Consider the following 23,206-nt stretch of genomic DNA (forward strand, 5'->3'; position numbering starts at 1 on the left):
TCAAAATGAGCAACTTATTATCATTACTTCCTAAGGTAGACACGTTATTAAATGAAAACAGAATAAAAAGCTTTTGGACAGATATCCAAGAAAATATGTCGTAGATATTGTGAGAGCAGTAATTGAAGGATATAGAAAAGGAGTTTTAGAAGGACAAATAAAAGAAATAAATAAAGAACAAATAATAAGAGATATATGTAATCAATTAGAAATTAATTATAAACCAAGTTTAAAAAGAGTTATTAATGCGACAGGAACAGTTATTCATACTAATTTAGGGAGATCCCCGATTTCAAAATATGCTCTTGAGCGAATTATAGAAATTGGAGGAAGATATAATAATTTAGAATACAATTTAGATGAAGGTAAGAGGGGATCAAGATATAGTCACGTAGAAAAACTACTCTGTAAAATAACAGGAGCAGAGGATGCAATAGTTGTTAATAATAATGCAGCTGCAGTATTATTAGTATTGTCGACAATTGCAAAAAATAAGGAAGTTATAGTTTCAAGAGGACAATTAGTAGAAATAGGAGGTTCCTTTAGAGTTCCGTTGGTTATGGAACAAAGTGGAGCAATACTAAAGGAAGTAGGAACGACAAATAGAACGCATCTATTTGATTATGAAAATGCAATATGTGAAAATACTGCGGCAATACTTAGGGTTCATCAGAGCAATTATAGAATTCTTGGTTTTACAGAGGAAGTTAGTATAGAAGAATTGGTTGAATTAAAGAAAAAATATGGTCTACCTCTTATAGAAGATATTGGTAGTGGAGTTTTTATAGATTTATCTAAGTATGGACTAAGTTATGAACCGACAGTACAAAATAGTATAAAAAAGGTGTAGATATTGTTACATTTAGTGGTGATAAACTATTAGGTGGGCCACAAGCTGGTATAATAATAGGAAAAAAGAATATATTCAAAGGATGAAGAAAAATCAGCTAACAAGGGCATTGAGAATAGATAAGTTTACATTAGCAGCTCTTGAAGCAACTTTAAATCTATATTTAAATGAAGAAGAAGTTATAAAAAATATTCCCATATTAAATATGTTGACACTTGATTATCAAGAATTAAAAAGAAGGGCAAATAAATTATTAAAAATTTTAAAGAAAGAAATAAATGCTGAAAGAGCAAAAATAACAGTTAGAGAAGATTTTTCTACAGTTGGTGGAGGAGCTATGCCTCTTGAGACAATCCCAACATTCGTAGTAACTATAGAGCCAAAAAATAAAAAGGTAGAAGAGGTTGAAGAAGAATTAAGAAAATGTGAGAATACCTGTAGTAGTGAGGGTAAACAAAAATACTATAATAATAGACCTTAGAACTCTTTTTGAGGATGATTATGTAATAATACAGAAAAATCTAAATAGCATCTTATAGGGGCAAAATTAATGCAAAATGTTATTATAGGAACAGCAGGACATATAGACCACGGAAAAACAACCTTAATAAAAGCATTAACAGGAAGAGATACAGATACATTAAAGGAAGAAAAAGAAAGAGGAATTACCATTAATTTAGGTTTTACCTATTTTGATCTACCAAGTAAAAGAAGAGCAGGTATTGTAGATGTCCCAGGACACGAGAAGTTTATTAAGAATATGTTGGCTGGAGTTAGTGGTATAGATATTTTTCTCCTGGTGATTGCAGCAGATGAGGGAATTATGCCGCAAACAAGGGAACATTTAAATATATTAAAATTGTTGGATATAAAAAAGGAATAGTTGTTTTAACTAAAATAGATTTAGTTGATAAAGAATGGCTGGAATTTGTTGTTGAAGATATAAAAGGATATTTAAAGAATACTCCTTTTAAGGATGCACCAATAATTCCAGTATCGTCAACAACTAAGCAAGGAATAGATAACCTAATAATTACAATAGATATATTAACACAAGAAATAAAGGGAGAGATTTAATTACCGACTTTAGGTTGCCAGTTGATAGATCCTTTACTGTAACGGGGTTTGGTACTGTTGTTACAGGTACATTGATATCAGGAAGTGTTTCTGTTGGTGAAGAATGTGAAATTTTTACAAAAGGTTTAAAAGGTAAAATAAGAAGTATACAAGTGCACGAAAAGGAAGTTAAAACAGCCTATGCAGGCCAAAGAGTAGCTTTAAATATTTCAGGTATAAAAAAGAAGATGTTAATAGAGGTGATGTTGTAGCAAAGCCTGGAAGTTTGGAAAATTCTTTAATGATTGATTGTAGATTAAATTATTTAGAGGATGCAACAAAAAATTAAAAAATAGAGACAGAATAAAATTATATCACGGTACCAAAGAGATTATTGGGAGAGTAATTTTATTGGATAAAGAAGAAATAGAGCCAGGAGACTCAGCTCTTGTTCAATTTAGACTTGAAGAGCCAATAGCTGCAAGGAGAGGAGATAAATTTATCATAAGAACGTATTCTCCTATGATTACAATAGGAGGGGAACGATATTAGAACCAAATGCTAAAAAGCATAAGTCGGGAGATATAAGAGTATTAGAAGAATTATTAATAAAAGAAAAGGGTAATGTTAAGGATATTGTAGAAGGGACTGTTGAAAAATATAGCAATCAATTTCCTAATATAGACGATGTAAAACGATTGATAGGAAGTGGAATTGAAAATTTACAAGAAATTCTTGAAAGTTTATGTAAAGAAAAAAGATTTATTTATTTGATTTAGGAAGTGAAAAAATATATCTTCATAGTTCATATATAAAACATATAAAAGAAAAGGCTATTAGGATCTTAAGCGATTATCATATTAAAAATTCTTTAATTAATGGTATGAATAAAGAAGAATTTAAAAATAAAGTATTTGATCAAGAAATAAGAAGTAAATTAGTTGATATTCTTTTCAATATTTTACAGGAGGATACGATTGACATTAAAACAAATTATGTAAAACTTAAAGATTTTGAAGTTAGACTTAATAAAAGGCAATTAGAATTAAAAGAAAAAATATTAAAAGTGCTGAATGAATCAAATTTAATGCCACCTAAAATTGAAACTGTTTTAAGTGATTTTGGAAGAGAAAAAGAAACTGCAAGGAGAATTTTAGATTTGATGATAGAGGATGAAATTATAATAAACATAGAGAATGAGTACTGTTTTTTAAAAGAAAAATTAGAAAGTGCAAAAGAATGGCTTAAGGAGTATATTATAAATAATGGCGAAATATTAACTTCAGAGTTTAGAGATGGATTGCAAATAAGTAGGAAATATGCTGTTATGATTTTAGAGTATTTTGATTCAATAAAGTTTACAAAAAGAATTGAAGATAAAAGGGTGTTGTATTGATAAAATTAATAGATATTTTTTATTTATTTTATTTACAAATATTATTTTTTATGTATAATAATAAAGCACGGGGGTAGATAGGTGCTGGTGTGCCTACCGGTCTTCAAAACCGAGTTGACGGGCTAATACCCCGTTGGGTGGGTTCGATTCCCACATACTCCCGCCAAAATAATGATGAAAACGCCTTAAAGGCGTTATTTTTTAGATAATAAGTTATAAACTAATTTTTCAATGTAGCAGCAAATTTCTTTACTAAAAAGTTTGACAATCAAAACAATATTTTATATAATAATTGTAAACCAAATAATAAATATAAGTTTACAACGGGAGGTATTTATGAAAGCAACAGAATTAGTAATTATTAGTTTGTTTTCTATTTTGACAGCTGTAGGTGCGTACATAAATATTCCTATATTTTATGTTCCATTTACTTTGCAAATTGTTTTTGTTATTATGTCTGGTATTATTTTAGGTTCAAAAAAGCTGCAATTTCACAGGTTGTCTATTTGTTAATGGGACTACTTGGTATTCCAGTCTTTGCAGGTGGAACTGCAGGAGTACAAGTAATACTTAAACCAAGTTTTGGATATTTAATAGGTTTTATATTTGGTGCCTATGCAACAGGAAAAGTATTAGAAATAAGCAAAAACAAAACCTAATTATTATGTTTTTAGCTTCTTTATTAGGTGTCGGTGTTGTTTATTTATTTGGTATAACTTATTTATATTTTATTTTAAATGTATACTTTAAAAAAGTGTTACCGTATTTTGGGCACTTAAGAATGGTATTTTAATATTTTTACCCTTTGATATATTGAAATGTTTGTTGGCTACATTTGCTGGATTTAAAATAAAAAAGTTGCAGATTTATAATTAAAAGTTTTAAAATACCCGATATTAACATATCGGGCTAATTTTTATTTGATATACATATTATGTAGACTTACCTCACCTGAGAGCAACTTTTCAATAGTTCCATTTTTATTTATAATCAATTGACCTTCAGCGTCAATATCAAGTACTTTTGCTACAAACCTTTCATTTGGTTTAATTATTTCTACCTCTTTATTTATTATTGCTGAATTTTTACGAACAATTTCTAAATATGGCATTATATTTTTAGTATATATGTATTCTAAATAAAATTTTTCAAATGTATTTAGTACTTCAGCAGTTAATTTCTTTCTGTCAATGTATTCTCCAGTTTCTATTTTTAATGAAGTTGCAATTTGATTTAGATCTGAAGTAAAGTCTTCAATTTCTTGATTAACGTTGATTCCTATTCCTATAATTAAGTAGTTTATATGATTTAATTCTGCGTTCATTTCCGTTAATATGCCACATAACTTCTTGTTATTTATTAGTATGTCATTTGGCCATTTAATTTTTATATCAATGTTAAATTTGCTTAGTGATTGGTATATTGCAGATGCAGTAAGAATTGTAAGCTTATGTGCTTCTGTTGGAGGTAAATTAGGATGAAGAATAATCGACATCCAAATACCTTTTCCTTCGGAGAAATCCAAGTTCTACCTAATCTTCCTCTTCCTTTTGTTTGTTCTTCTGCAATTATGACTAATCCATCCTTTGCATTATTAACTATAGACTTAGCATAAGAATTAGTAGAATCTATAGTTTGATAATACATAATATCTCTACCAATAAATTCTGTTTTTAGAAACGGATAAATTTCATCATAAGATAAAATATCAGGAGCACTGATTAGTTTATATCCATTATTAGTTAATGATTCAATTGTATAGCCTTCCTTCTTTAATTGATTTATATGTTTCCATATAGCAGCACGAGAAATTCCTAATAATTTACTTAGCTCTTCACCAGAAACAAAGGTATTTGACGCTTTTAATATATTCAGTATTTTGGACTTCATTTAATCACCCCATTGATATTATTACTATAGCCTTGAGCATAACTCAAAGACCTTGATTTTACTAGCCCGATAGGGCCAAATTTTTTATCACTCAAATTTATGTCATAGGATTTCCTCTCTTTTTGTCGAATTATACTATATAACCACACATAATACAAAAACAATAAGGAGGAAATCTCTATGTACCAACGTCAAGAAATATTTAATATAATTGAACTTTTTACTTCTCAAAAACTTATCAATTTTTATACTAAAATCTTTGATAGTCTTGATTTATCTATATTACCCGATAGGATTCCTTCTAAATATGGTCCTAATGGCTATTCTCGCCATGCTCTTTTAGAGCCTTTATTGTTATGAAATGTGAGAAGTTCGGCAAAATTACTGACCTAAAAGATTTTCTAGAAAATAATCTAATCATTGCTCAGCTTTGTGGTTTTAATATTCTTAAGCCTTTGCCTTCATACTCAGTTTTTCAGAGATTTATTAAAAATTTATCTAACTCTTATCTTAAGGAAATCATGAAAAATCAAGTTAATATTCTTAAAGAACTAGGATTTATTGACAACAACTTTATATCAGTTGATGCAACGCCTGTTAAAGCTAACACTAAATTTAATAATCCTAAATGCTTCGCAAATAACAAGTTTTCTAAAAATAACCCGCCTTCTTCTGATAAAGATTGTAAATTAGGTGTTCATACTGCTAATAACTCTATGAATGTTCAAGTTTCAGAAGATAAACCTAATAATTCAAAGAAAAAATATGAATTCTACTGGGGATACAAAAATCATGTTATTTGTGATGCTATCTCTGGTCTTCCCATTGCTGAATTTACTACAACCGCTGATGTCAATGAAATTTCTAACTTTACAGAAATCCTATCTGATACAAATGAGTGGTTCCCACTCAAAGGTAGTTATATTATTGCTGATAAAGGCTATGATTCAAAGCAAAATCATGACTTTATTCGTAATACCCTTAAAGGTCATGCTTTCATTGCATTAAATAAACGTGGAAGAAAGCCTAAAGACTTAACATCCACAGGTAATGTAATATGCGATGCTGGATTAGCAATGCATAAAGATGGCAAACAATATTTTGATTCCTATATTAAACAAAAGTTTTGCTGTCCTTTTAGAACTTCTAAAGATGATTCTTTATGTCCATGTAACCACGAAAAATTCTTTAACGGTAAGAAAAACAGAGGTTGTGTAAAATACATAAGTATTGGCACTGATTATAGATCTTCCATAAATCGTGATTCTATATTTTTCAAGAAAATATACAGTCTTAGAACTGAATCTGAAAGATACAATTCTAGATGGAAGAATCTAAATACTGAGCAAGCTTATGTTAAAAATATTAACTCTGTTGCTAATCTAAATACAATCGGACATATTTGTCTTTTAACTATTGCAATTGCTGCTATAAAATCTGGCTGTGTTGATAAATACAAATCCCTATCGGGATTAAAAGGACAGCTTAAACTAAGTTATATCAAAATTTTTAAGCATCAATTTCACCAAGGGGATAGTCTACCCTTTTTTGTTTCTTTCATTTCAATTTAAATTCCATTTTTGATAGTTAAGCTACGCTTAATAAAAATTGTAATAATTTAACTTTTGTTGTTTTATTTTTTATTTAATTATGCTCATATCTATTATTACTATTTTATTATATATTTAAAAATGTTATATAATCAATAAATAAAAAATATTGCATTCGTAGGAATAAATTGTTAAAATTAATAGAGAGGTGATATATGAAGCATATTATTATAATTATCGGTACAATTTTAGCTTTTTTACAAATACAGTGTATGTAAATGCAAATGTATTAGAAAATCAGTTAAATTGCAAATCTGCTGTTCTAATAGATGCCGAAAATGGAAAGGTTTTATTTGAAAAAATAAGGATGAAATAAGGGCTATAGCGTCCTTAACAAAATTGATGACATATTATACATTTATCGATGCATTAGGTAGTGATTATAAAAATAACTTTGTTATTTATAATTTAGATAATAAAAAATTTAATTATGATGAACCCATATTAAATGTTAATTATGGAGAAAAAGTTAAAGTAGATGATTTAATAACAGCAATGTTAGTATTTTCTGCTAATAATGCACCAGAAGTGCTTGAACAGGAGTATTATAGAGTAAAGAAAGAAAATTTAGTATATAGGATGAATGAAAATGCAAAATTGTTAGGGTTAAATAGGACTTTTTATATCAACTCTTCAGGATTAACTAAAAATAAAAATTACAATATATCAACTGCCTATGAACAGGCTTTACTTGCTTATATCATTTTAAATAAACATAGGGATATATTAAACTATACCTCTTTGCATAGTTTTAAGTTTAAAAATATTATATATCCTTCTACTAATAAGTTATTAGGAAGATTGAAAGGTGTAGATGGGTTAAAGACAGGTTATACAGAAGAAGCAGGATACTGTTTGATTGCAACACTTGATGCAACAAACTCAAAAGGAAAAGGAAAACCCTTAAGATTTATAAGTGTTGTTTTAGGTTGTGAAACAAAAGATGCAAGATTTGAGGATACTAAAAGAATATTAAATTATGCAATAGAAAATTATGAGAATTATGTAATTACAAATAAAACAAATCTTGAGGTTCAAAATAAAAATTATATTGGAAATAAATTGATTTACACACCAAAGACAGATGTTGCAGTGTTAATGAAAAATAATGACAATGTAGAAGTAAGTATAAATTTAAATAGTAAATTAAATAGAAAAATACATAAGGGCGATGTTATTGGTAAAATTGTGATTAAAACTAGTATTGATCAGATAGAAGTAGATGCGGTTGCTGCTTCCGATTTTAGTAAAAAAGTATTTTCTATAAGATAAGAGAATACATTGAAAATTATTTAAAAGGGTTGGGGTGGTTTGGATGGATAAGGTTAAAGATGACTTAATTTTATTGTGTGAGCGTTTTATTGAGCTGCCTGAAAACCTTCTTAAAGAAAATAAAATTTCAAAGGAACAATATGAAGAATTAACAAAAACAAAAAAGAGTTTCTTATTAATATAAAAAGTATGGCGGAGATGGATTAATGTATAAGTTGAATAATATTAAAATATTAATTCTAACCACATTTTTAACAATAATTACAATAGTTGTTGTTAAATTTCATCTATACAATCTTAATGATATGAAATACTTAGTTACCTCATATGGGAAGCTGGCTCCTTTTATATTTTTTATATTATGTATTTTAAGACCAATACTTCTTTTGCCAATAGGTTTGTTTTCAGTTCTTGGGGAATTTTATTTGGTTCTATAAAGGGAACAATACTAACTGTTTTAGGCAGTACAGTTGGTTCTATAATAGCTTATTATATTTCGTGGTTTTTAGGAGCAGATTTTTTCAAAATTATTTTGGAGATAAAATAGAAAAGTATTCATTTAATGAAAAAATGCTTTTAAAATAACTTTTTAATGAGAGTTATACCAATACTGCCCTGTGATTTTGTAAGTTATATCTGCGGACTTTCAAGAGTAAATATAATTAAATATACAATTGCATCATTTATAGGAATAATACCTGGAACATATGTTTATAGTTTATTTGGTAGTTCGTTAAATAACGTTTATTCTAAACAATTTATATTTTCTATTTTTATGATTATTTTATTATCATCAATTCCTTTTATATTAAGACGAAAACAAAAAGGAAAGAAAAGCGATGAACAAATAGTAAAATCATTGTTATCAGATATTGACAATGAAGTTTAAACAGTGTAAAATTTCCTGTAAAGGGAGTAACTCGACTCATTAGAGTATAACCAATCGTCATCGCGGCAAATGCCCGGTTGGTTAACAAGCTTTGCTTGTGAGTAAGACCTTTATCCATTTTTTAATGGATAAAGGTCTTTTGTTTTGTAATAATAAATTGTAAAGGAGGTTTTAGACGATGAAGGAATTTTATAACTTAACAAAGGAAGAACTTTTTAACAACTTACAAACAACAGAAAAGGGTATATCAGAACAAGAGGCAAAAAAGAGGTTAGAACAATATGGATTCAATGAATTTAAAGAAAAAAAGGTAAAACCACTTTCCAAAAGTTTATAGATCAATTTAAGGACTTTTTAGTAATTATTTTAATAATTGCAGCGATTATATCGGCACTTGTTAGTGAAATTGCAGATACAGTAATTATATTATTAGTTGTAATACTCAATGCTGTGTTAGGTGTTATACAAGAAAATAAGGCAGAAGAGTCTTTGAATGCTTTAAAAAGATGGCGGCACCTCTTGCACATATAATAAGAGATGGAATTTCAAAAGAAATTCCTGCAAGAGAACTTGTTCCAGGCGATGTTGTAGTACTTGAAGCTGGTAAATATGTGCCTGCAGATTTACGATTGATAGAGGCTTCAAATTTAAAGATAGAGGAGGCAGCATTAACTGGTGAGTCAGTACCGGTCGATAAAAATAGTGAAACTTTAGAAGAGGTTAATATACCAATTGGTGATAGAAAAAATATGGCCTTTATGTCGTCGATGGTGACTTATGGAAGAGGATTAGGTGTGGTTGTTCGAACAGGAATGGATACAGAAATTGGTAAGATTGCTGATATGATTTCAAAAGTTGAAGATGAAAAAACTCCGTTACAAGAAAAACTGGAGGAAGCAGGAAAGTGGATGGGTATATCTGCTCTTGTTATATGTGGAATAATGTTTGGTATAGGGGTTTTTGAAGGAAGAGAAGTATTTAATATGTTTATGACCTCTGTATCTCTTGCGGTTGCTGCAATACCAGAGGGACTTCCAGCAGTAGTTACTATTGTTTTGGCAGTGGGTGTACAAAAGATGATTAAGAGAAATGCTATAGTTAGAAAGCTACCTGCTGTTGAAACATTAGGTTGTGCAACAGTTATTTGTTCAGATAAAACGGGTACTTTAACACAAAATAAAATGACTGTAAAGAAGGTATATACCCTAAATGGATATGCTGATGATGTTTTAGATGCAAAGAAATTACTTCATATAGCAAATCTTTGTAATGATACAAAAGTAGTTGAAGAAAAAGGTAAAGTAAAGTTATTGGGGGATCCAACAGAAACAGCACTGGTAGATTATTCTTTAAATGTTTCTATTGATAAAAGAGAATTAGAAAACTTATATCCAAGGATAGATGAGATACCCTTTGATTCGGATAGAAAATTAATGACAACCTTCAATAAAATGGAAGAGAAGATCGAGGTAAATGTAAAGGGTGCACCAGATGTATTACTTGCAAAATGCTCATATATATTAGATGGGGAAAATATAAGAGAAATAAATGAGGATGATGTGATTAGGATAAAAGCTACAAATGAAGAAATGGCTAAAGAGGCTTTAAGAGTTTTAGCGTTTGCTTATAAGACAGTTGATAAAATAAATAAGAATGATGCTGAAAACAATCTTGTCTTTGTAGGATTAATTGGTATGATAGATCCTCCAAGAGAAGAAGCAAAGGAAGCTGTTAAAAAGTGTAAAACTGCTGGTATTAAACCTGTTATGATAACAGGAGATCATAAAATTACAGCAGTTGCAATTGCAAAGGAATTAGGTATTTTAAAAAGCAATGATGAAGCTATAACTGGTGCAGAATTAGAAGATATATCACAGGACGAATTGGTTGAAAAGGTTAAAAATTATTCTGTATATGCCAGGGTATCACCTGAACATAAGGTTAGAATAGTTGAAGCTTGGAAAGCTAATGGTCAAATTGTTGCTATGACTGGTGATGGAGTAAACGATGCACCTGCACTAAAGAAAGCTAATATAGGAATAGCAATGGGTATAACTGGAACGGATGTTTCTAAGGAAGCTGCTGATTTAATACTTACAGATGATAATTTTGCTACTATAGTTCTCAGCAGTTGAAGAGGGTAGAACTATTTATTCAAATATACGTAAGTCGATTAGCTTCTTGTTATCTTGTAATATTGGAGAAATATTAACACTTTTTATTGCTACATTATTTAATTGGGCTGAACCACTGTTACCAATACACATACTTTGGGTAAACTTAGTAACAGATACATTCCCAGCTTTAGCATTAGGAATGGAAATGCCAGAAAGCAACGTTATGAATGAACCACCAAGAGATCCAGATGAAGGGTTCTTCTCAAAGGGTCTGGGATTTAGAATAATATTACAAGGCATTTTTATTGGTATAGCCACATTAGTTGCGTTTAAATACGGAGAAAAATATAATGAAGAGATAGCAAGAACAATGGCATTTTATACATTGAGTTTATCACAGTTAGTACACGCATTTAATGTTAGATATTATAGTAAATCTGTAGTTTTTAATAATATGTTTAGTAATAAATATTTAAATTATGGTGTATTAGTTTCACTTTTAATTCAAATGGTAGTATTTGTTACACCCTTTACAAGAAGAATATTTAAAATAGAGTTATTAAACTTAGAACAGGTTATAGTTGTAGCAATATGCACAATATCAATTTTAATCGCTGTAGAAATAGCAAAATTATTTAGAAAAAAGCATAGTTAAAATAAAAAATTTAGGCTGAGGCTGTTAAAAAGTTATAATATACTTGGCCCCTTGAAGGACTTCTTTGGCATTCCTTCATTTCGCTAATCAAGTGTAAGCTTTTCTTTGTTTGAAAAGTCCTACCCTCGCGATGCCCTCATCCTTGAGGGCCGCTCGGCTCGTCACATCGTGTGCCGAATTACGGATTTTTTCAAAGTCTAAAGATGCACTTGCTAAAGCTTATGAAATATGCCAATTTGAAATCCTTTCAAGGGGTAATTTCTTAACCATAGCATCTTTTATGTTTGTCAACAATCTTTGCCTAAGCAAAAACTTAGGCTTTTATATAATATAAATGTTGCAAAAGTTTTTATATATATTACAATCTAAAAGTATTGACAATTGTCATAAAAATTGTATTATATAAAAAATAAAATACCTTTAAAGTGTATCGAAACAATTGGTAAGGGGAATAAAAATGAATAAAAATCAAAAAGTATCAAAGATTGTTACATTAGCTATGGCAATTGCATTAGTTACAGTATGTACTATGGTTATAAGAATACCATCAATAAAAGGATATACTAATTTTGGAGATATTATGATTTTTGTTGTTGCAGCTGTTTTTGGAAGAAAATATGGTTTTATTGCAGGCGGATTAGGTTCAATGCTTGCAGATTTATTAGGAGGATATTTTATATATGCTCCTGCAACATTAATTATTAAAGGAATTGAGGGATTTATATTTGCAATAGTTTATGAAAAATTAAACCAAGAAACTACTATTGCCACTTTAATCGCTGGTCTTATAGCGGCAACAGAAATGATGCTGGGATATTTTGCTTTTAACTACTATATGAATGGATATGCTTCTGCTATTGGTTCATTAATTCCTGGGGATTTAACTCAAGGGTTAGTGAGTTCAATTGTTGCAGTTCCAATAGTAATTGCTATTAAGAAAACAAAATTTAAGTTGATAAATCAAGAATAAATAAATAGTTGTAGGCTTCAATTTGTTGAAGGCAATAAGTATAAATTGACCCCTTTAACCTAATTAGTGACAGAAATCGCCCACTTCTATAAGTGGGTGATGAATGTTGCTAAAAGAGTGAAAAACAAACTACTAAAGTTAGCCATATGAATGGTAAAACTGGGGATGGAACAGCCCTTTGAGCGTGGGTAAACTTGCTCCGATGGGAGTATTGACCACGAAGCCACCACTTCTATAGGTGGTGGTAGTTCACTGTATACTTAAATAACTTACATTAAAGGGGTGTTTTAATAAGTAAAGTAGAGTAAAAGTTTGAAGACAATCTGTGTAATTATAATACAGCCTCTTATATCTGTATAAAGCATTAAAAATATGTTAATACTTTAAATAGCTACTAACATAGGAGGCGATTATATGTTTAATGAATCAAGAGAAACAAGAATTGTTAAAGATGGAGTATATCATCTTTCATTACAAATACCAGAAAAGGAATTCTTTTTAGTATATGATAATGTATCTGAAAACATTGCATCAGAAATATTAAACCACTATCTCAAAATACACCAAGACGATGGTGAACCACAAAACATAAATATTAAACATAACAGAAATGCACATATGATAAATATTGATGCAGATCTTAAGTATATAGGTAATGCAAAAAACAATGAGGGTTAGTGTATGTTTAAAAGTGTTTTACTAAGAATTGTAATACCATATATATTAGGAATATTTCTATTTTTTAATGATTATAATTTGGTTATTAGTGCAACTATTGTTGCACTATTTTTAGTTTATGTCTTTGTTTATAAACGAGATTTACATATATTTATACTATTTGTAATATTAGGAATCTTTATAGCTTTTATATCATCTTTTACTTTTAAAAATAAAACACAAAAGATAGAAAATGAAAATGCCTTTATAGGTGTTGTTACAAGCATTACATTAGATAATAAAAGTTGTATTGTAAGAAGTAGAGATTATAAATTAAAGTTGTTTTTAGATAACGATGTTAAATTATCTGTTGGAGATAAGATAGAGGTTACAGGGAATAGTATTAAGGATATAAATTATAAAAAATTATATAGTAAAAATATAAATGCATATATTAAAGTAACTGATTTAAAGAAAACAGGAACTAACAGAGGTTATATAATTGAATTGCTTAAATTAAGCGATAGATTCAAAAGAAACTTAAATGCCATTGATTCTAAATCTGGTGGAATAATAAATGGTTTGTTGACTGGAGATACAGAGGGGTTAGATCAGTATACTAAAGATGTTTTAAAGGATTTAAATTTAAGCCATATAGTAGTTGTATCGGGAAGCCATCTTGGCATTTTAGCAGTATTCACAGTAATAATCTTTGCTTCAAATTTTAAATTAAGATATATTTTTTAATAGTATTTACCTATAGTTATGTTGTTTTAGCAAATTTTTCTCCCTCTGCAGTTAGAGCCTTTATAATGATTATGTTAGCAATGTTGGCTCAGATTTTAAAGAAACATCCTAATTCTATAAATATACTGATTGCAACTTTTATCTTTATGACAGCAGATAATGCATACATAGTTTATGATATTGGTTTTATATTATCTGTAGTTTGTACCTTTGGGATTACTGTATTGACTCCAATTTTAAAACAAAAGATAGATGAAAAAATAGCTGTTAACCTATCAGCCTATATATTTACAATGCCAATAATATTATATTTAAGTGGATATATTTCTATATTTTCAGTTTTAACAAATGCGTTTATTTCTTATTTGGTTGCTTTTATAACAATTTTTTCTTTAATAACATTTACATTATTTTCAATAGCAAATTATAAGTTTATTTTATATCCTGTATTATTTTTAGGTCATATATTTATTAAATTACTGTATATTCTGAAGACAATTAATTTTAATTTATATGTTCCTAATTTTTCGATATATATGCTTATAATAAGTTATGTTATTATATTAATTTACTTTAATTTAATTAAAACGACAAATAAATTAAAAGAAAAGTACTAATAATATTATCAATAGTATTTTGTATAAATTTTTATCCTCAAAATAAATTGATAATTAACTTTATAGATGTAGGGCAAGGAGATTCAATATTCATAGAAACACCTCACAAAAAACAATATTAATTGATACTGGTGGAAATGTAAATGGAAATAATATGGCACAAAAACGAGTAGCACCTTTTATTAAAAAAGAGGCTATAATAAAATTGATGTATTGGTTATCACACATTTTCATAATGATCACGCTGGGGGATTAGAATATATCATAAATAATTTTGAAGTTAAATCTAAATTTGCATATCAGCCTGATAATAGTGAATTTATTGAATTAAAAAACAACGATAAACTTATAGTCGATGGTGTTGAATTTAGAATTATATCCAGTGAATCAACGCAAAACTCAAATGTAAATGAAAAATGCATAGTGATATCAGGAAAATATAGAGATTTTGATTTTCTTCTAACAGCAGATGCTGAATTGGAGTTAATGGAAAAAATTAATGGAGAATTTGAGGTAGTAAAAATGCCTCATCACGGATCAAGATATTCATTTAATGAAGGAGTTTTAAAAAATATAAAAATGCAAATAGCAATTTTTACTGTAGGAAAAAATAACTTTAATCATCCTTCTAAAGAGGTTATTGATTTGTTAGAAGGAAATAGTATAAAATATTACAGAACAGACAGAGATGGTACTATTCAAATATATACAGATGGAAAAAAGTATAAAATAAAATTAAACAGATAAAAGGATGATGTGAAATGGAATTAAATAATTTTAATGATTTTAAAAAAATATAAAAAATATAAAATCCTTGATTTTAATATATGGACAAGAAAAAACTCTCATCGACAATACAATAGATTTAGTTTACAATCTAATTACGCAGTTTAGAGAATTAAATATATTAATAATGGATGGAGAGAACGTAAACGTAGAATCTATAACAAATGCGTGTGAAACAACGCCTTTTATGTCTGACAGAAGAATTATACACATAAAAATTCGAATTTTGTATTTGAAAATAATGGGCTTTCTAATGAACTTGTTAAGTATTTAAATGATATACCTAATACAAATATTTTGCTTTTTTCAAGCTATACCAATATTAACAAAACAGGAAATTTATATAAATTATTTAAAACAAATGGGATGATTATTGAATATAAAAAATTAAAGGGAGATAGTCTTCAAGAATATATACAAAATTATATTGTAAGTGAAAAGAAAACAATTTCTAAATCAAATTTATTATATTTGACATCGGAACTTTCTCTTTGCAATGAAAATATTGATTTAGAATTAAAGAAATTAATTGACTTTTTAGGAGATAAGACAACTATTGATAAATCAGATATAGATTTAATTATATCTAAAAGTATTGAAAATAATGTATTTAGACTTTTAGACTATTTAATAATAAAAGATTTAGATAATGCAGTTAAAATTTACAATCAGATGGTTCTTCAAGGTGAAGAAGAGCTTATGATTTTGAGTATGATTTTTAGAAATTTCAAAATAATGTACTTGCTTAAAACTTATAGTGAAAACTATAGTGATGTAGTAAAAAGTACAATATAAAAGACTTTGCATTAAAAAATTATATAAAATGGATACAAAAGTATGAATTAAATAATCTTAAACGAAATATAAATAAATGTTATGAATATGATTTAAAGATAAAACAAGGAGAGCTAAATGCTTCTGTTGCTATAGAAAATTTAATAATAGAATTGTGTGCATAATAAAAACACCCTGTAAGGGTGTTTTTATTATGCAAGGGCTTTGTTTAGCTTTACAGTAAGTCTTGACTTCTTTCTTGATGCAGCATTTTTATGTATTACACCTTTTGCTGCAGCCTTATCAAGTGCTTTAACTGCTTGTGCATATAAAACCTTTGCTTCTTCGATATTGCCGCTGTTTAGTGCTATTTCAAACTTCTTTATAGCAGTTTTAACAGCTGACTTTACCATTTTGTTTCTTAGAGTTCTTCTTTCAGTAACTCTTATTCTTTTGATAGCTGATTTAATATTTGCCATTTTAATATCCCTCCTGAAATATTTTAATAAGTGGGACATTACAGCAGTTTGGGGACACGGCGAACAGTTTGTTCGTAACGATAGTATTATATCATTATGACTTAAAATAAGCAAGTGAATTTAAAATAAAAATAAAAAAATTTGGATGTATATACTAAATATAAAGATATAAAGGAGGGATAAGAGTGATAAGTATAAGAACAGATTTAGCTGTTGAAGCAAGGGAAATTTATAAAAAGGATAATAATACTGAAGTTCCAGGTGTTGAAGTAAATGTCAAAAAGCCTTATGAAGATGTTTCGGTAACTGTTGTTGAAATAAAGGATGAACGTGGTGCTAAAATAATGGGTAAGGAAATAGGTAAATATATAACAATAGAAGTACCTGGTATAAAACATTATGATGCTGAGGCACACGATAAAATAAGTGAAGTTTTGGCCAAAGAATTAGAAGAACTGATAGGAATAAAGGATGGAGAAACTGTGTTAGTTGCAGGATTAGGTAATTGGAATGTTACCCCTGATGCATTAGGTCCAAAGGTAGTTTCAAAACTATTAATAACGAGGCATTTAAAGCAGTTAATGCCTGAACATATAGATGAAGGAATAAATCCTGTTTGTGCATTAGCACCAGGAGTATTAGGTTTAACCGGTATTGAAACTGCTGAGATAATACAGGGTGTAATATCAAAGGTTAAGCCAAATTATGTAATAGCAATAGATGCATTAGCTTCAAGAAAAATGGAAAGAGTTGCTTCAACTATTCAAATAGGTAATACAGGCATAGGTCCTGGTTCTGGTGTTGGTAATAAAAGAATGGCCTTAAATAAAGATACTTTAGGAGTACCTGTAATTGCTATTGGTGTACCAACAGTAGTAGATGCTGCAACAATGGCGAATGATACAATTGATATGATTATAGATGAATTGATAAAACAGAGCAAAGATAATAAGGAATTTTATGACATAATTAAAAAGTTGATAAAAATGAAAAATATATTTTAATTAAAGAAATATTAAGTCCATATATTAGTGATTTAATGGTAACTCCAAAGGAGATTGATTCGTTAATAGATGATATGTCAAAAATAATAGCTAATTCAATTAATTTAGCAGTACATCCATCCTTAGATAAAGATGATATAAATAAATATCTTCAGTAATATTTCTAATTAAAAAATAATATATTTTTAAGAGGCCATTTACAAAGGGGATGAGGGAATGAGAAAAAATATGAAAATATAATTTTTAATGTAATTTATATTATACTATTATTGTGGCTTTTAGCATCAATTATTTCACCACTAATGTTGGCAAAAATTTGTATTCAAGCAGTTTTTATATTAGTACAATTAGTAAATCCAACAGTATAATGGATAATGTATATAGGAATATAGAGGACGAAGATAAAGTTAGCATATTACCGTTAGTTGTTAAACAGATTATAGGAATTGATATTGAAGATCCAACAAGTTATTTTGAAAGCCAGATACCATTAATAGGATATCTTGACTTATCTAATTTAATAACAAACCAAGATAAACCTGTAGTTATTGTAGCAGATAGTGAAAATGAGCAAAATAGTGATAATAATGAAATTGATGAACCTAAAGAGCCACCAAAAAAATGATGATTCAATAGCAGTTGTCAATCCAAATGATAAAAGTGATGTAGAAAAGAAAAAATAGATAGAAATAAACCTTTAGTTTTGATTTTTCATACACATACAACAGAGAGCTTTAATCCGAATAATTTAAAGGACAGAAATTTTACAACAGACTATAATTTAAATATTGTAAAAGTAGGTGAGGAACTAAAAAGGAGTTGGAAGAAAAATATGGTATAGCAGTTGTGCACGATATAACAATACACGATTTGCCTACGAGAGAAAAGGGGTATGAAAAATCAAGGCCTACAGTTTCAGCATATTTAAAAAATATCCAAGTATTAAATTAATTATAGACTTGCATAGGGATGCTACTACTTCAGCAAGTAGAACAACAGTTATAATAAACGATGAAAGATATGCAAGGCCTATGTTTGTTGTTGGAGCAAAAATAAAAATTACAAAGCCAATTATGAATTGGCTGAGAAACTAAATACACTAATAAACAATATGTATCCAAATTTCAGTAGAGGCATTGTTAAACAGAATGCAAAATATAATCAAGATTTATCAAGTAAAATGGTTTTACTTGAAGTTGGCTCAAACCTTAATTCATTGGATGAGGCTATTAGAACAAGTAAGATTATTGCAAAAGTAATTGCCATATATTTAAAGTAGGAATGTCACAGGACATTCCTACTTTAATTTCTTAAAACTATGTTGACATATTTATGAATTTTTGTGTTATAATCAATTATGACTATTTTTGTATCTTTTAAGGAGGTTAGGCTATGCCAAGCGATAGACAAAGGAAAATCCGTAATTTCTGTATCATAGCACATATAGATCACGGAAAATCTACATTAGCTGATAGATTGATAGAAAAAACAGGTACATTAACTCAAAGAGAAATGGAAGAGCAAGTATTAGATACAATGGAGCTTGAAAAGGAAAGAGGAATAACAATTAAAGCTCAAGCTGTTAGATTGATTCATAATGATGGTAATGACGAATATATACTTAATTTGATAGATACTCCAGGACACGTAGATTTTAATTATGAAGTTTCAAGAAGTTTAGCTGCCTGTGAGGGAGCAATTTTAGTAGTAGACGCAACACAAGGAATTCAAGCACAAACACTTGCTAACTGTTATTTAGCATTAGAACACGACTTAGAAATAGTTCCTGTAATTAATAAAATCGATTTACCAAGTGCAAGGCCAGAAGAAATAAAAAGGAAATAGAGGATGTAATTGGGCTTGACTGTAGTGATGCACCTTTGATATCTGCAAAGGTTGGATTGGGAATAGAGGATGTATTAAAGGCAATAGTTGAAAAGATACCTTGTCCTAATGGTGATGAAGAAGCACCTTTAAGGGCACTAATATTTGATAGCTATTATGATCCATATAAGGGTGTAGTGTGCTATATAAGAGTAAAAGAAGGTACAATTAAAAAGGGTACGAGAATAAAACTTATGATGTCAGGTAAAGAATACGAAGTTACTGAGGTTGGTATATTTAGACCAAGCTTTATGGAGGTTGAGCAGTTACAGGCTGGAGATGTTGGTTATGTAACAGCAAGTATAAAAAATGTTAGGGATGCAAGAGTAGGAGATACTATTACTGAAGCTGAAAGGCCAGCAACTGAACCATTACCAGGTTACAGACCTGCTATTCCTATGGTTTATAGCGGTATATATCCCGCAGACAGTTCAGATTACAATGATTTAAAGGATGCACTTGAAAAATTACAATTAAATGATGCTGCATTAACCTTTGAACCTGAGACGTCTGTGGCATTAGGTTTTGATTTAGATGTGGATTCTTAGGGCTTCTTCATATGGAAATAATACAAGAGAGATTAGAGAGAGAATATAATTTAAATTTAGTTACTACAGCACCAAGCGTTATTTATAAAATAATTAAAACTAATGGTGAAGTTATAGAGCTTACAAATCCAACAAATATGCCACCAACGACTGAGATAAGCTATATGGAAGAACCAATAGTTAATGCAAGTATTATTTGTCCATCAGATTATGTTGGAGCTGTAATGGAATTGTGTCAGGAAAAAGAGGAATATTTAAAAATATGGAATATCTTGAAACTACAAGAGTTATGCTTCATTATGAAATACCTTTAAATGAAATAATCTATGATTTCTTTGATGCATTAAAATCCAGGACAAAGGGTTATGCATCACTTGATTATGAACTTGCAGGATATAAGAGGTCAGAGTTAGTAAAGCTTGATATTCTATTAAATGGAGATCCTGTAGATGCTTTATCACAAATTGTTCCAAAGGAGAAGGCATATCAAAAGGGAAGAGCAATAGCTGAAAAGTTAAAGGAGATTATACCAAGACAACTTTTTGAAATACCAATTCAAGCAGCCATTGGATCTAAAGTAATTGCAAGAGAGACAGTTAAAGCATTAAGAAAAGATGTTTTAGCGAAGTGTTATGGTGGAGATATATCACGTAAGAAGAAACTGCTTGAAAAGCAAAAGGAAGGAAAGAAGAGAATGAAACAAATTGGAACTGTTGAAGTTCCACAAGAAGCATTTATGGCAGTATTGAAGGTGGAATAATGAAGGGACTTTATATTCATATACCATTCTGTAAAAGTAAATGTTATTACTGCGATTTTAATTCTGTTACTAACACAGAATATCAAGATGAGTATATAGATGTATTAATTAAGGAAATAGACTCGCTTGAAGAGGAAAATTTTGATACTATTTTCATTGGTGGGGGTACTCCCACCATTTTATCTATCAAAAATATGGAAAAATTATTATATAAATTAGAGAAATTTACACCAATAGAATATACTATTGAAGCTAACCCAGGAACTTTAAATAATGAAAAGCTAAGGTTGCTAAAAGCATATGGTATTAATAGGATATCAATGGGTTTGCAAAGTACAAATAACAATATACTTAATTCGTTAGGAAGAATTCATACTTATGAGGAATTTCTAAATAATTATAACGAAGCAAGAAGTTTAGGATTTAATAATATTAATTTGGACTTAATGTTTAATCTTCCAAATCAGAGTGTTAACGACTTTTTAAAAAGTTTAATGAAAGTTATAGAATTAAAACCACAGCACATCTCTTGTTATAGTTTAATTATAGAAGAAAATACTTTATTTGAAGAACTTTATCAAAAAGGTAAATTAAACCTATTAGATGAAGAAGAAGAAAGATTGCTTTATCATACTATGATAAAAACTCTCGAAAAATATGGATATCAACAATATGAAATATCAAATTTCTCTATGCCGGGTTTTGAATGCAAACACAATATTATATATTGGAATGACGATGATTATGTTGGAGTTGGTGCAGGTGCTCATTCATATATAAATGGAATAAGGTATAGCAATTTTAAAGATATAAAAAATATATATATAACATAAAAAAATTTAATAAAGCTGTGGAAGAAACTGTTGTTTTAACAGAAGAGGAGCATATGGAAGAGTTTATGTTCTTAGGGTTAAGGATGAATAAAGGTATAAACGTTAATAAATTTAAAAAATTATTTAACCAGGATATAATGAAAGTATATGGTAAACAAATATTAGACTTGACTAATAAAGGTTTAATTGAGAAATGCGGAGAAAATATAAGATTAACAGAGAAAGGCCGAGATTTATCTAATTTAGTCTTTGTTTCCTTTTAAAATGAAATTTTATAATAATAATGCATATATTGACAAAATATTTTAATAGTGATATTTTAAAATCGTAGTGATTAGCACTCGTAGCAAATGAGTGCTAACAAAAAAGGTGGAATAATGGAACTAGGTGAAAGAAAAAGAAAAATATTAAAGGCTATTGTAACTGACTATATAGAAACTGCTGAACCAGTAGGTTCAAGAACTATAGCTAAAAAATATTTGACTGATATAAGCCCGGCTACTATTAGAAATGAAATGGCGGACTTAGAAGATCTAGGACTATTAGAACAACCCCATACATCTGCTGGTAGAATTCCTTCGGACCTTGGATATAGGTATTATGTAGACCAAATAATGGAGATAAAGTATCCATCCCCACAAGAAATAGAAAAAATCAAATATATGCTTCAAATTCAAACAATTAATGAATTGGATAAAATTATAAAGAGAACCACTAAATTGATTTCTGATATAACAAGGTATACGTCTGCTGTTTTAACTCCTTCTGTTAGAAAGAGTTCAATTAGATCACTCCAACTAATACGTGTGAGTGACTATGATATTGTGGCAGTTGTTGTAACTGATACAGGTATTATAAAAAATGTTGTAATTAAATCACCAAATGCAGTTGATGATTCAAAAATTTTAAAGCTAAATAATTACCTAAACGAAAAATTGTCTGGTTTAACAATTAATGATATAGGTCTTTCAGTAATATCAGATATACAAAGTCATATGAAGGAATATAGTGAGATTTTTTCAGCAATTATTTCAGTAATATATGAAAGTTTAAAGGATGATGATGCAGAAGTATATCTTGAAGGAACAACTAATATTTTCGAGTATCCAGAATACGATGATAAAGATAAAGCAAGAACTTTCCTTTCATTTATAGAAGACAAAAATTATTAACTGACATTTTTTCAGATGATACTAATAATTTTTCTGTATATATTGGTTGTGAAAATGAAAATGATAAAATAAAGGATTGTAGTATTGTAAAAGCAACATATAATATTGCTGATAAAACAGCAGGTACAATTGGAATAATTGGTCCAAAGAGAATGGATTATTCAAGAGTTATTGGTATTTTAAAGTCGATTTCAAATGTCTTAAGCGAGGTATTTGAAAAAACTCTATAGTTGAGGTGAT

Annotated in this window: 17 protein-coding genes, 1 tRNA gene and 10 pseudogenes; 26 read left to right on the forward strand and 2 right to left on the reverse strand. The window is 28.8% G+C overall.

Going from position 1 to position 23,206, the window contains the following annotated elements:
• The first annotated feature begins 5 nt into the window (after positions 1 to 5).
• The 5 genes and pseudogenes from selA (at position 6) to PL321_RS21745 (ending at position 4,095) form a co-directional block, all read left to right on the forward strand.
• A pseudogene (gene selA / locus PL321_RS15715) lies at positions 6 to 1,389 on the forward strand (L-seryl-tRNA(Sec) selenium transferase).
• Between the two features lie 11 nt (positions 1,390 to 1,400).
• Positions 1,401 to 3,302 (forward strand): annotated as a pseudogene (gene selB / locus PL321_RS21740) (selenocysteine-specific translation elongation factor).
• A gap of 69 nt (positions 3,303 to 3,371) precedes the next feature.
• Positions 3,372 to 3,468: transfer RNA gene (locus tag PL321_RS15725), tRNA-Sec, on the forward strand.
• A 170-nt stretch (positions 3,469 to 3,638) separates the two neighbouring features.
• Positions 3,639 to 3,815 (forward strand): hypothetical protein, encoded by a 177-nt coding sequence (locus PL321_RS15730; protein WP_273962635.1) that lies wholly within the window; start codon positions 3,639 to 3,641, stop codon positions 3,813 to 3,815.
• A pseudogene (locus PL321_RS21745) lies at positions 3,728 to 4,095 on the forward strand (biotin transporter BioY). Before PL321_RS15730 ends, PL321_RS21745 begins: the two are co-directional and overlap by 88 nt.
• 123 nt (positions 4,096 to 4,218) lie before the next feature.
• Here the strand turns inward: PL321_RS21745 and PL321_RS15740 are convergent.
• Positions 4,219 to 5,192: pseudogene (locus PL321_RS15740) on the reverse strand (biotin--[acetyl-CoA-carboxylase] ligase).
• Positions 5,193 to 5,372: 180 nt separating this feature from the next.
• Between PL321_RS15740 and PL321_RS15745 the strand changes: the two are divergent.
• From PL321_RS15745 to PL321_RS21760, 14 genes and pseudogenes are all read left to right on the forward strand, one after another.
• Positions 5,373 to 5,552, forward strand: coding sequence for a hypothetical protein (locus PL321_RS15745; protein ID WP_273962636.1), 180 nt, complete (start codon positions 5,373 to 5,375; stop codon positions 5,550 to 5,552).
• Positions 5,549 to 6,763, forward strand: coding sequence for a transposase (locus tag PL321_RS15750; protein WP_273962637.1), 1,215 nt, complete (start codon positions 5,549 to 5,551; stop codon positions 6,761 to 6,763). The genes PL321_RS15745 and PL321_RS15750 overlap by 4 nt, the downstream gene beginning before the upstream one ends.
• Positions 6,764 to 7,144: 381 nt before the next feature.
• The gene (locus PL321_RS15755; protein WP_273962638.1) at positions 7,145 to 8,074 is read left to right on the forward strand and encodes a D-alanyl-D-alanine carboxypeptidase family protein; all 930 of its coding nucleotides are present in this window, start codon (positions 7,145 to 7,147) and stop codon (positions 8,072 to 8,074) included.
• Positions 8,075 to 8,117: 43 nt separating this feature from the next.
• Positions 8,118 to 8,258 (forward strand): hypothetical protein, encoded by a 141-nt coding sequence (locus PL321_RS15760; RefSeq protein WP_273962639.1) that lies wholly within the window; start codon positions 8,118 to 8,120, stop codon positions 8,256 to 8,258.
• A gap of 408 nt (positions 8,259 to 8,666) precedes the next feature.
• On the forward strand, positions 8,667 to 8,963 hold the full coding sequence (locus tag PL321_RS15765; protein ID WP_273962640.1) for a TVP38/TMEM64 family protein: 297 nt from the start codon (positions 8,667 to 8,669) through the stop codon (positions 8,961 to 8,963).
• Positions 8,964 to 9,141: 178 nt separating this feature from the next.
• Positions 9,142 to 11,735, forward strand: a pseudogene (locus PL321_RS15770) (calcium-transporting P-type ATPase, PMR1-type).
• A 457-nt stretch (positions 11,736 to 12,192) separates the two neighbouring features.
• The gene (locus PL321_RS15775; RefSeq protein WP_273962641.1) at positions 12,193 to 12,705 is read left to right on the forward strand and encodes an ECF transporter S component; all 513 of its coding nucleotides are present in this window, start codon (positions 12,193 to 12,195) and stop codon (positions 12,703 to 12,705) included.
• 414 nt (positions 12,706 to 13,119) lie between these two features.
• Entirely contained in the window at positions 13,120 to 13,383 is a 264-nt protein-coding gene (locus tag PL321_RS15780; protein WP_273962642.1) for a hypothetical protein, read from the forward strand.
• A gap of 3 nt (positions 13,384 to 13,386) precedes the next feature.
• Positions 13,387 to 14,109, forward strand: a complete 723-nt coding sequence (locus PL321_RS15785) for a ComEC/Rec2 family competence protein (RefSeq protein ID WP_273962643.1) — start codon at positions 13,387 to 13,389, stop codon at positions 14,107 to 14,109.
• A complete protein-coding gene (locus PL321_RS15790) occupies positions 14,109 to 14,726 on the forward strand; it encodes a ComEC/Rec2 family competence protein (RefSeq protein ID WP_273964626.1) in 618 nt (205 codons plus the stop codon). The genes PL321_RS15785 and PL321_RS15790 overlap by 1 nt, the downstream gene beginning before the upstream one ends.
• 213 nt (positions 14,727 to 14,939) lie before the next feature.
• A complete protein-coding gene (locus tag PL321_RS15795) occupies positions 14,940 to 15,473 on the forward strand; it encodes a ComEC/Rec2 family competence protein (RefSeq protein ID WP_273962644.1) in 534 nt (177 codons plus the stop codon).
• Between the two features lie 67 nt (positions 15,474 to 15,540).
• The gene (locus PL321_RS21750; RefSeq protein ID WP_443110669.1) at positions 15,541 to 15,786 is read left to right on the forward strand and encodes a hypothetical protein; all 246 of its coding nucleotides are present in this window, start codon (positions 15,541 to 15,543) and stop codon (positions 15,784 to 15,786) included.
• Positions 15,762 to 16,307: pseudogene (holA, locus tag PL321_RS21755) on the forward strand (DNA polymerase III subunit delta); the annotation flags it as partial. The gene PL321_RS21750 and the pseudogene holA, both read left to right, overlap by 25 nt.
• 32 nt (positions 16,308 to 16,339) lie before the next feature.
• The gene (locus PL321_RS21760) at positions 16,340 to 16,471 is read left to right on the forward strand and encodes a hypothetical protein (protein WP_443110809.1); all 132 of its coding nucleotides are present in this window, start codon (positions 16,340 to 16,342) and stop codon (positions 16,469 to 16,471) included.
• 27 nt (positions 16,472 to 16,498) lie between these two features.
• On the opposite strand, the gene rpsT is transcribed toward PL321_RS21760, so the two are convergent.
• Positions 16,499 to 16,765 carry a 30S ribosomal protein S20 gene (gene rpsT / locus PL321_RS15805; protein ID WP_273962645.1) on the reverse strand — a complete coding sequence of 89 codons (267 nt, stop codon included), beginning with the start codon at positions 16,763 to 16,765 and terminating at the stop codon, positions 16,499 to 16,501.
• A gap of 185 nt (positions 16,766 to 16,950) precedes the next feature.
• Here rpsT and gpr point away from each other — a divergent pair.
• From gpr to hrcA, 7 genes and pseudogenes are all read left to right on the forward strand, one after another.
• Positions 16,951 to 17,927 (forward strand): annotated as a pseudogene (gpr, locus tag PL321_RS15810) (GPR endopeptidase).
• Between the two features lie 209 nt (positions 17,928 to 18,136).
• Positions 18,137 to 18,394, forward strand: coding sequence for a hypothetical protein (locus PL321_RS15815; protein ID WP_273962646.1), 258 nt, complete (start codon positions 18,137 to 18,139; stop codon positions 18,392 to 18,394).
• A gap of 78 nt (positions 18,395 to 18,472) precedes the next feature.
• Positions 18,473 to 19,048 (forward strand): annotated as a pseudogene (gene spoIIP, locus PL321_RS15820) (stage II sporulation protein P).
• Positions 19,049 to 19,161: 113 nt separating this feature from the next.
• Positions 19,162 to 20,961, forward strand: a pseudogene (gene lepA / locus PL321_RS15825) (translation elongation factor 4).
• Positions 20,961 to 21,794, forward strand: coding sequence for a radical SAM family heme chaperone HemW (hemW, locus tag PL321_RS15830; protein WP_273962647.1), 834 nt, complete (start codon positions 20,961 to 20,963; stop codon positions 21,792 to 21,794). Before lepA ends, hemW begins: the two are co-directional and overlap by 1 nt.
• 17 nt (positions 21,795 to 21,811) lie before the next feature.
• Positions 21,812 to 22,057: a hypothetical protein gene (locus tag PL321_RS15835; RefSeq protein WP_273962648.1), complete on the forward strand. Its 246-nt coding sequence runs from the start codon at positions 21,812 to 21,814 to the stop codon at positions 22,055 to 22,057.
• A gap of 114 nt (positions 22,058 to 22,171) precedes the next feature.
• Positions 22,172 to 23,196: pseudogene (gene hrcA, locus PL321_RS15840) on the forward strand (heat-inducible transcriptional repressor HrcA).
• Positions 23,197 to 23,206 lie beyond the last annotated feature (10 nt).

Source organism: Caloramator sp. mosi_1, assembly GCF_028622835.1.
Taxonomy (GTDB): domain Bacteria; phylum Bacillota; class Clostridia; order Clostridiales; family Caloramatoraceae; genus Thermobrachium.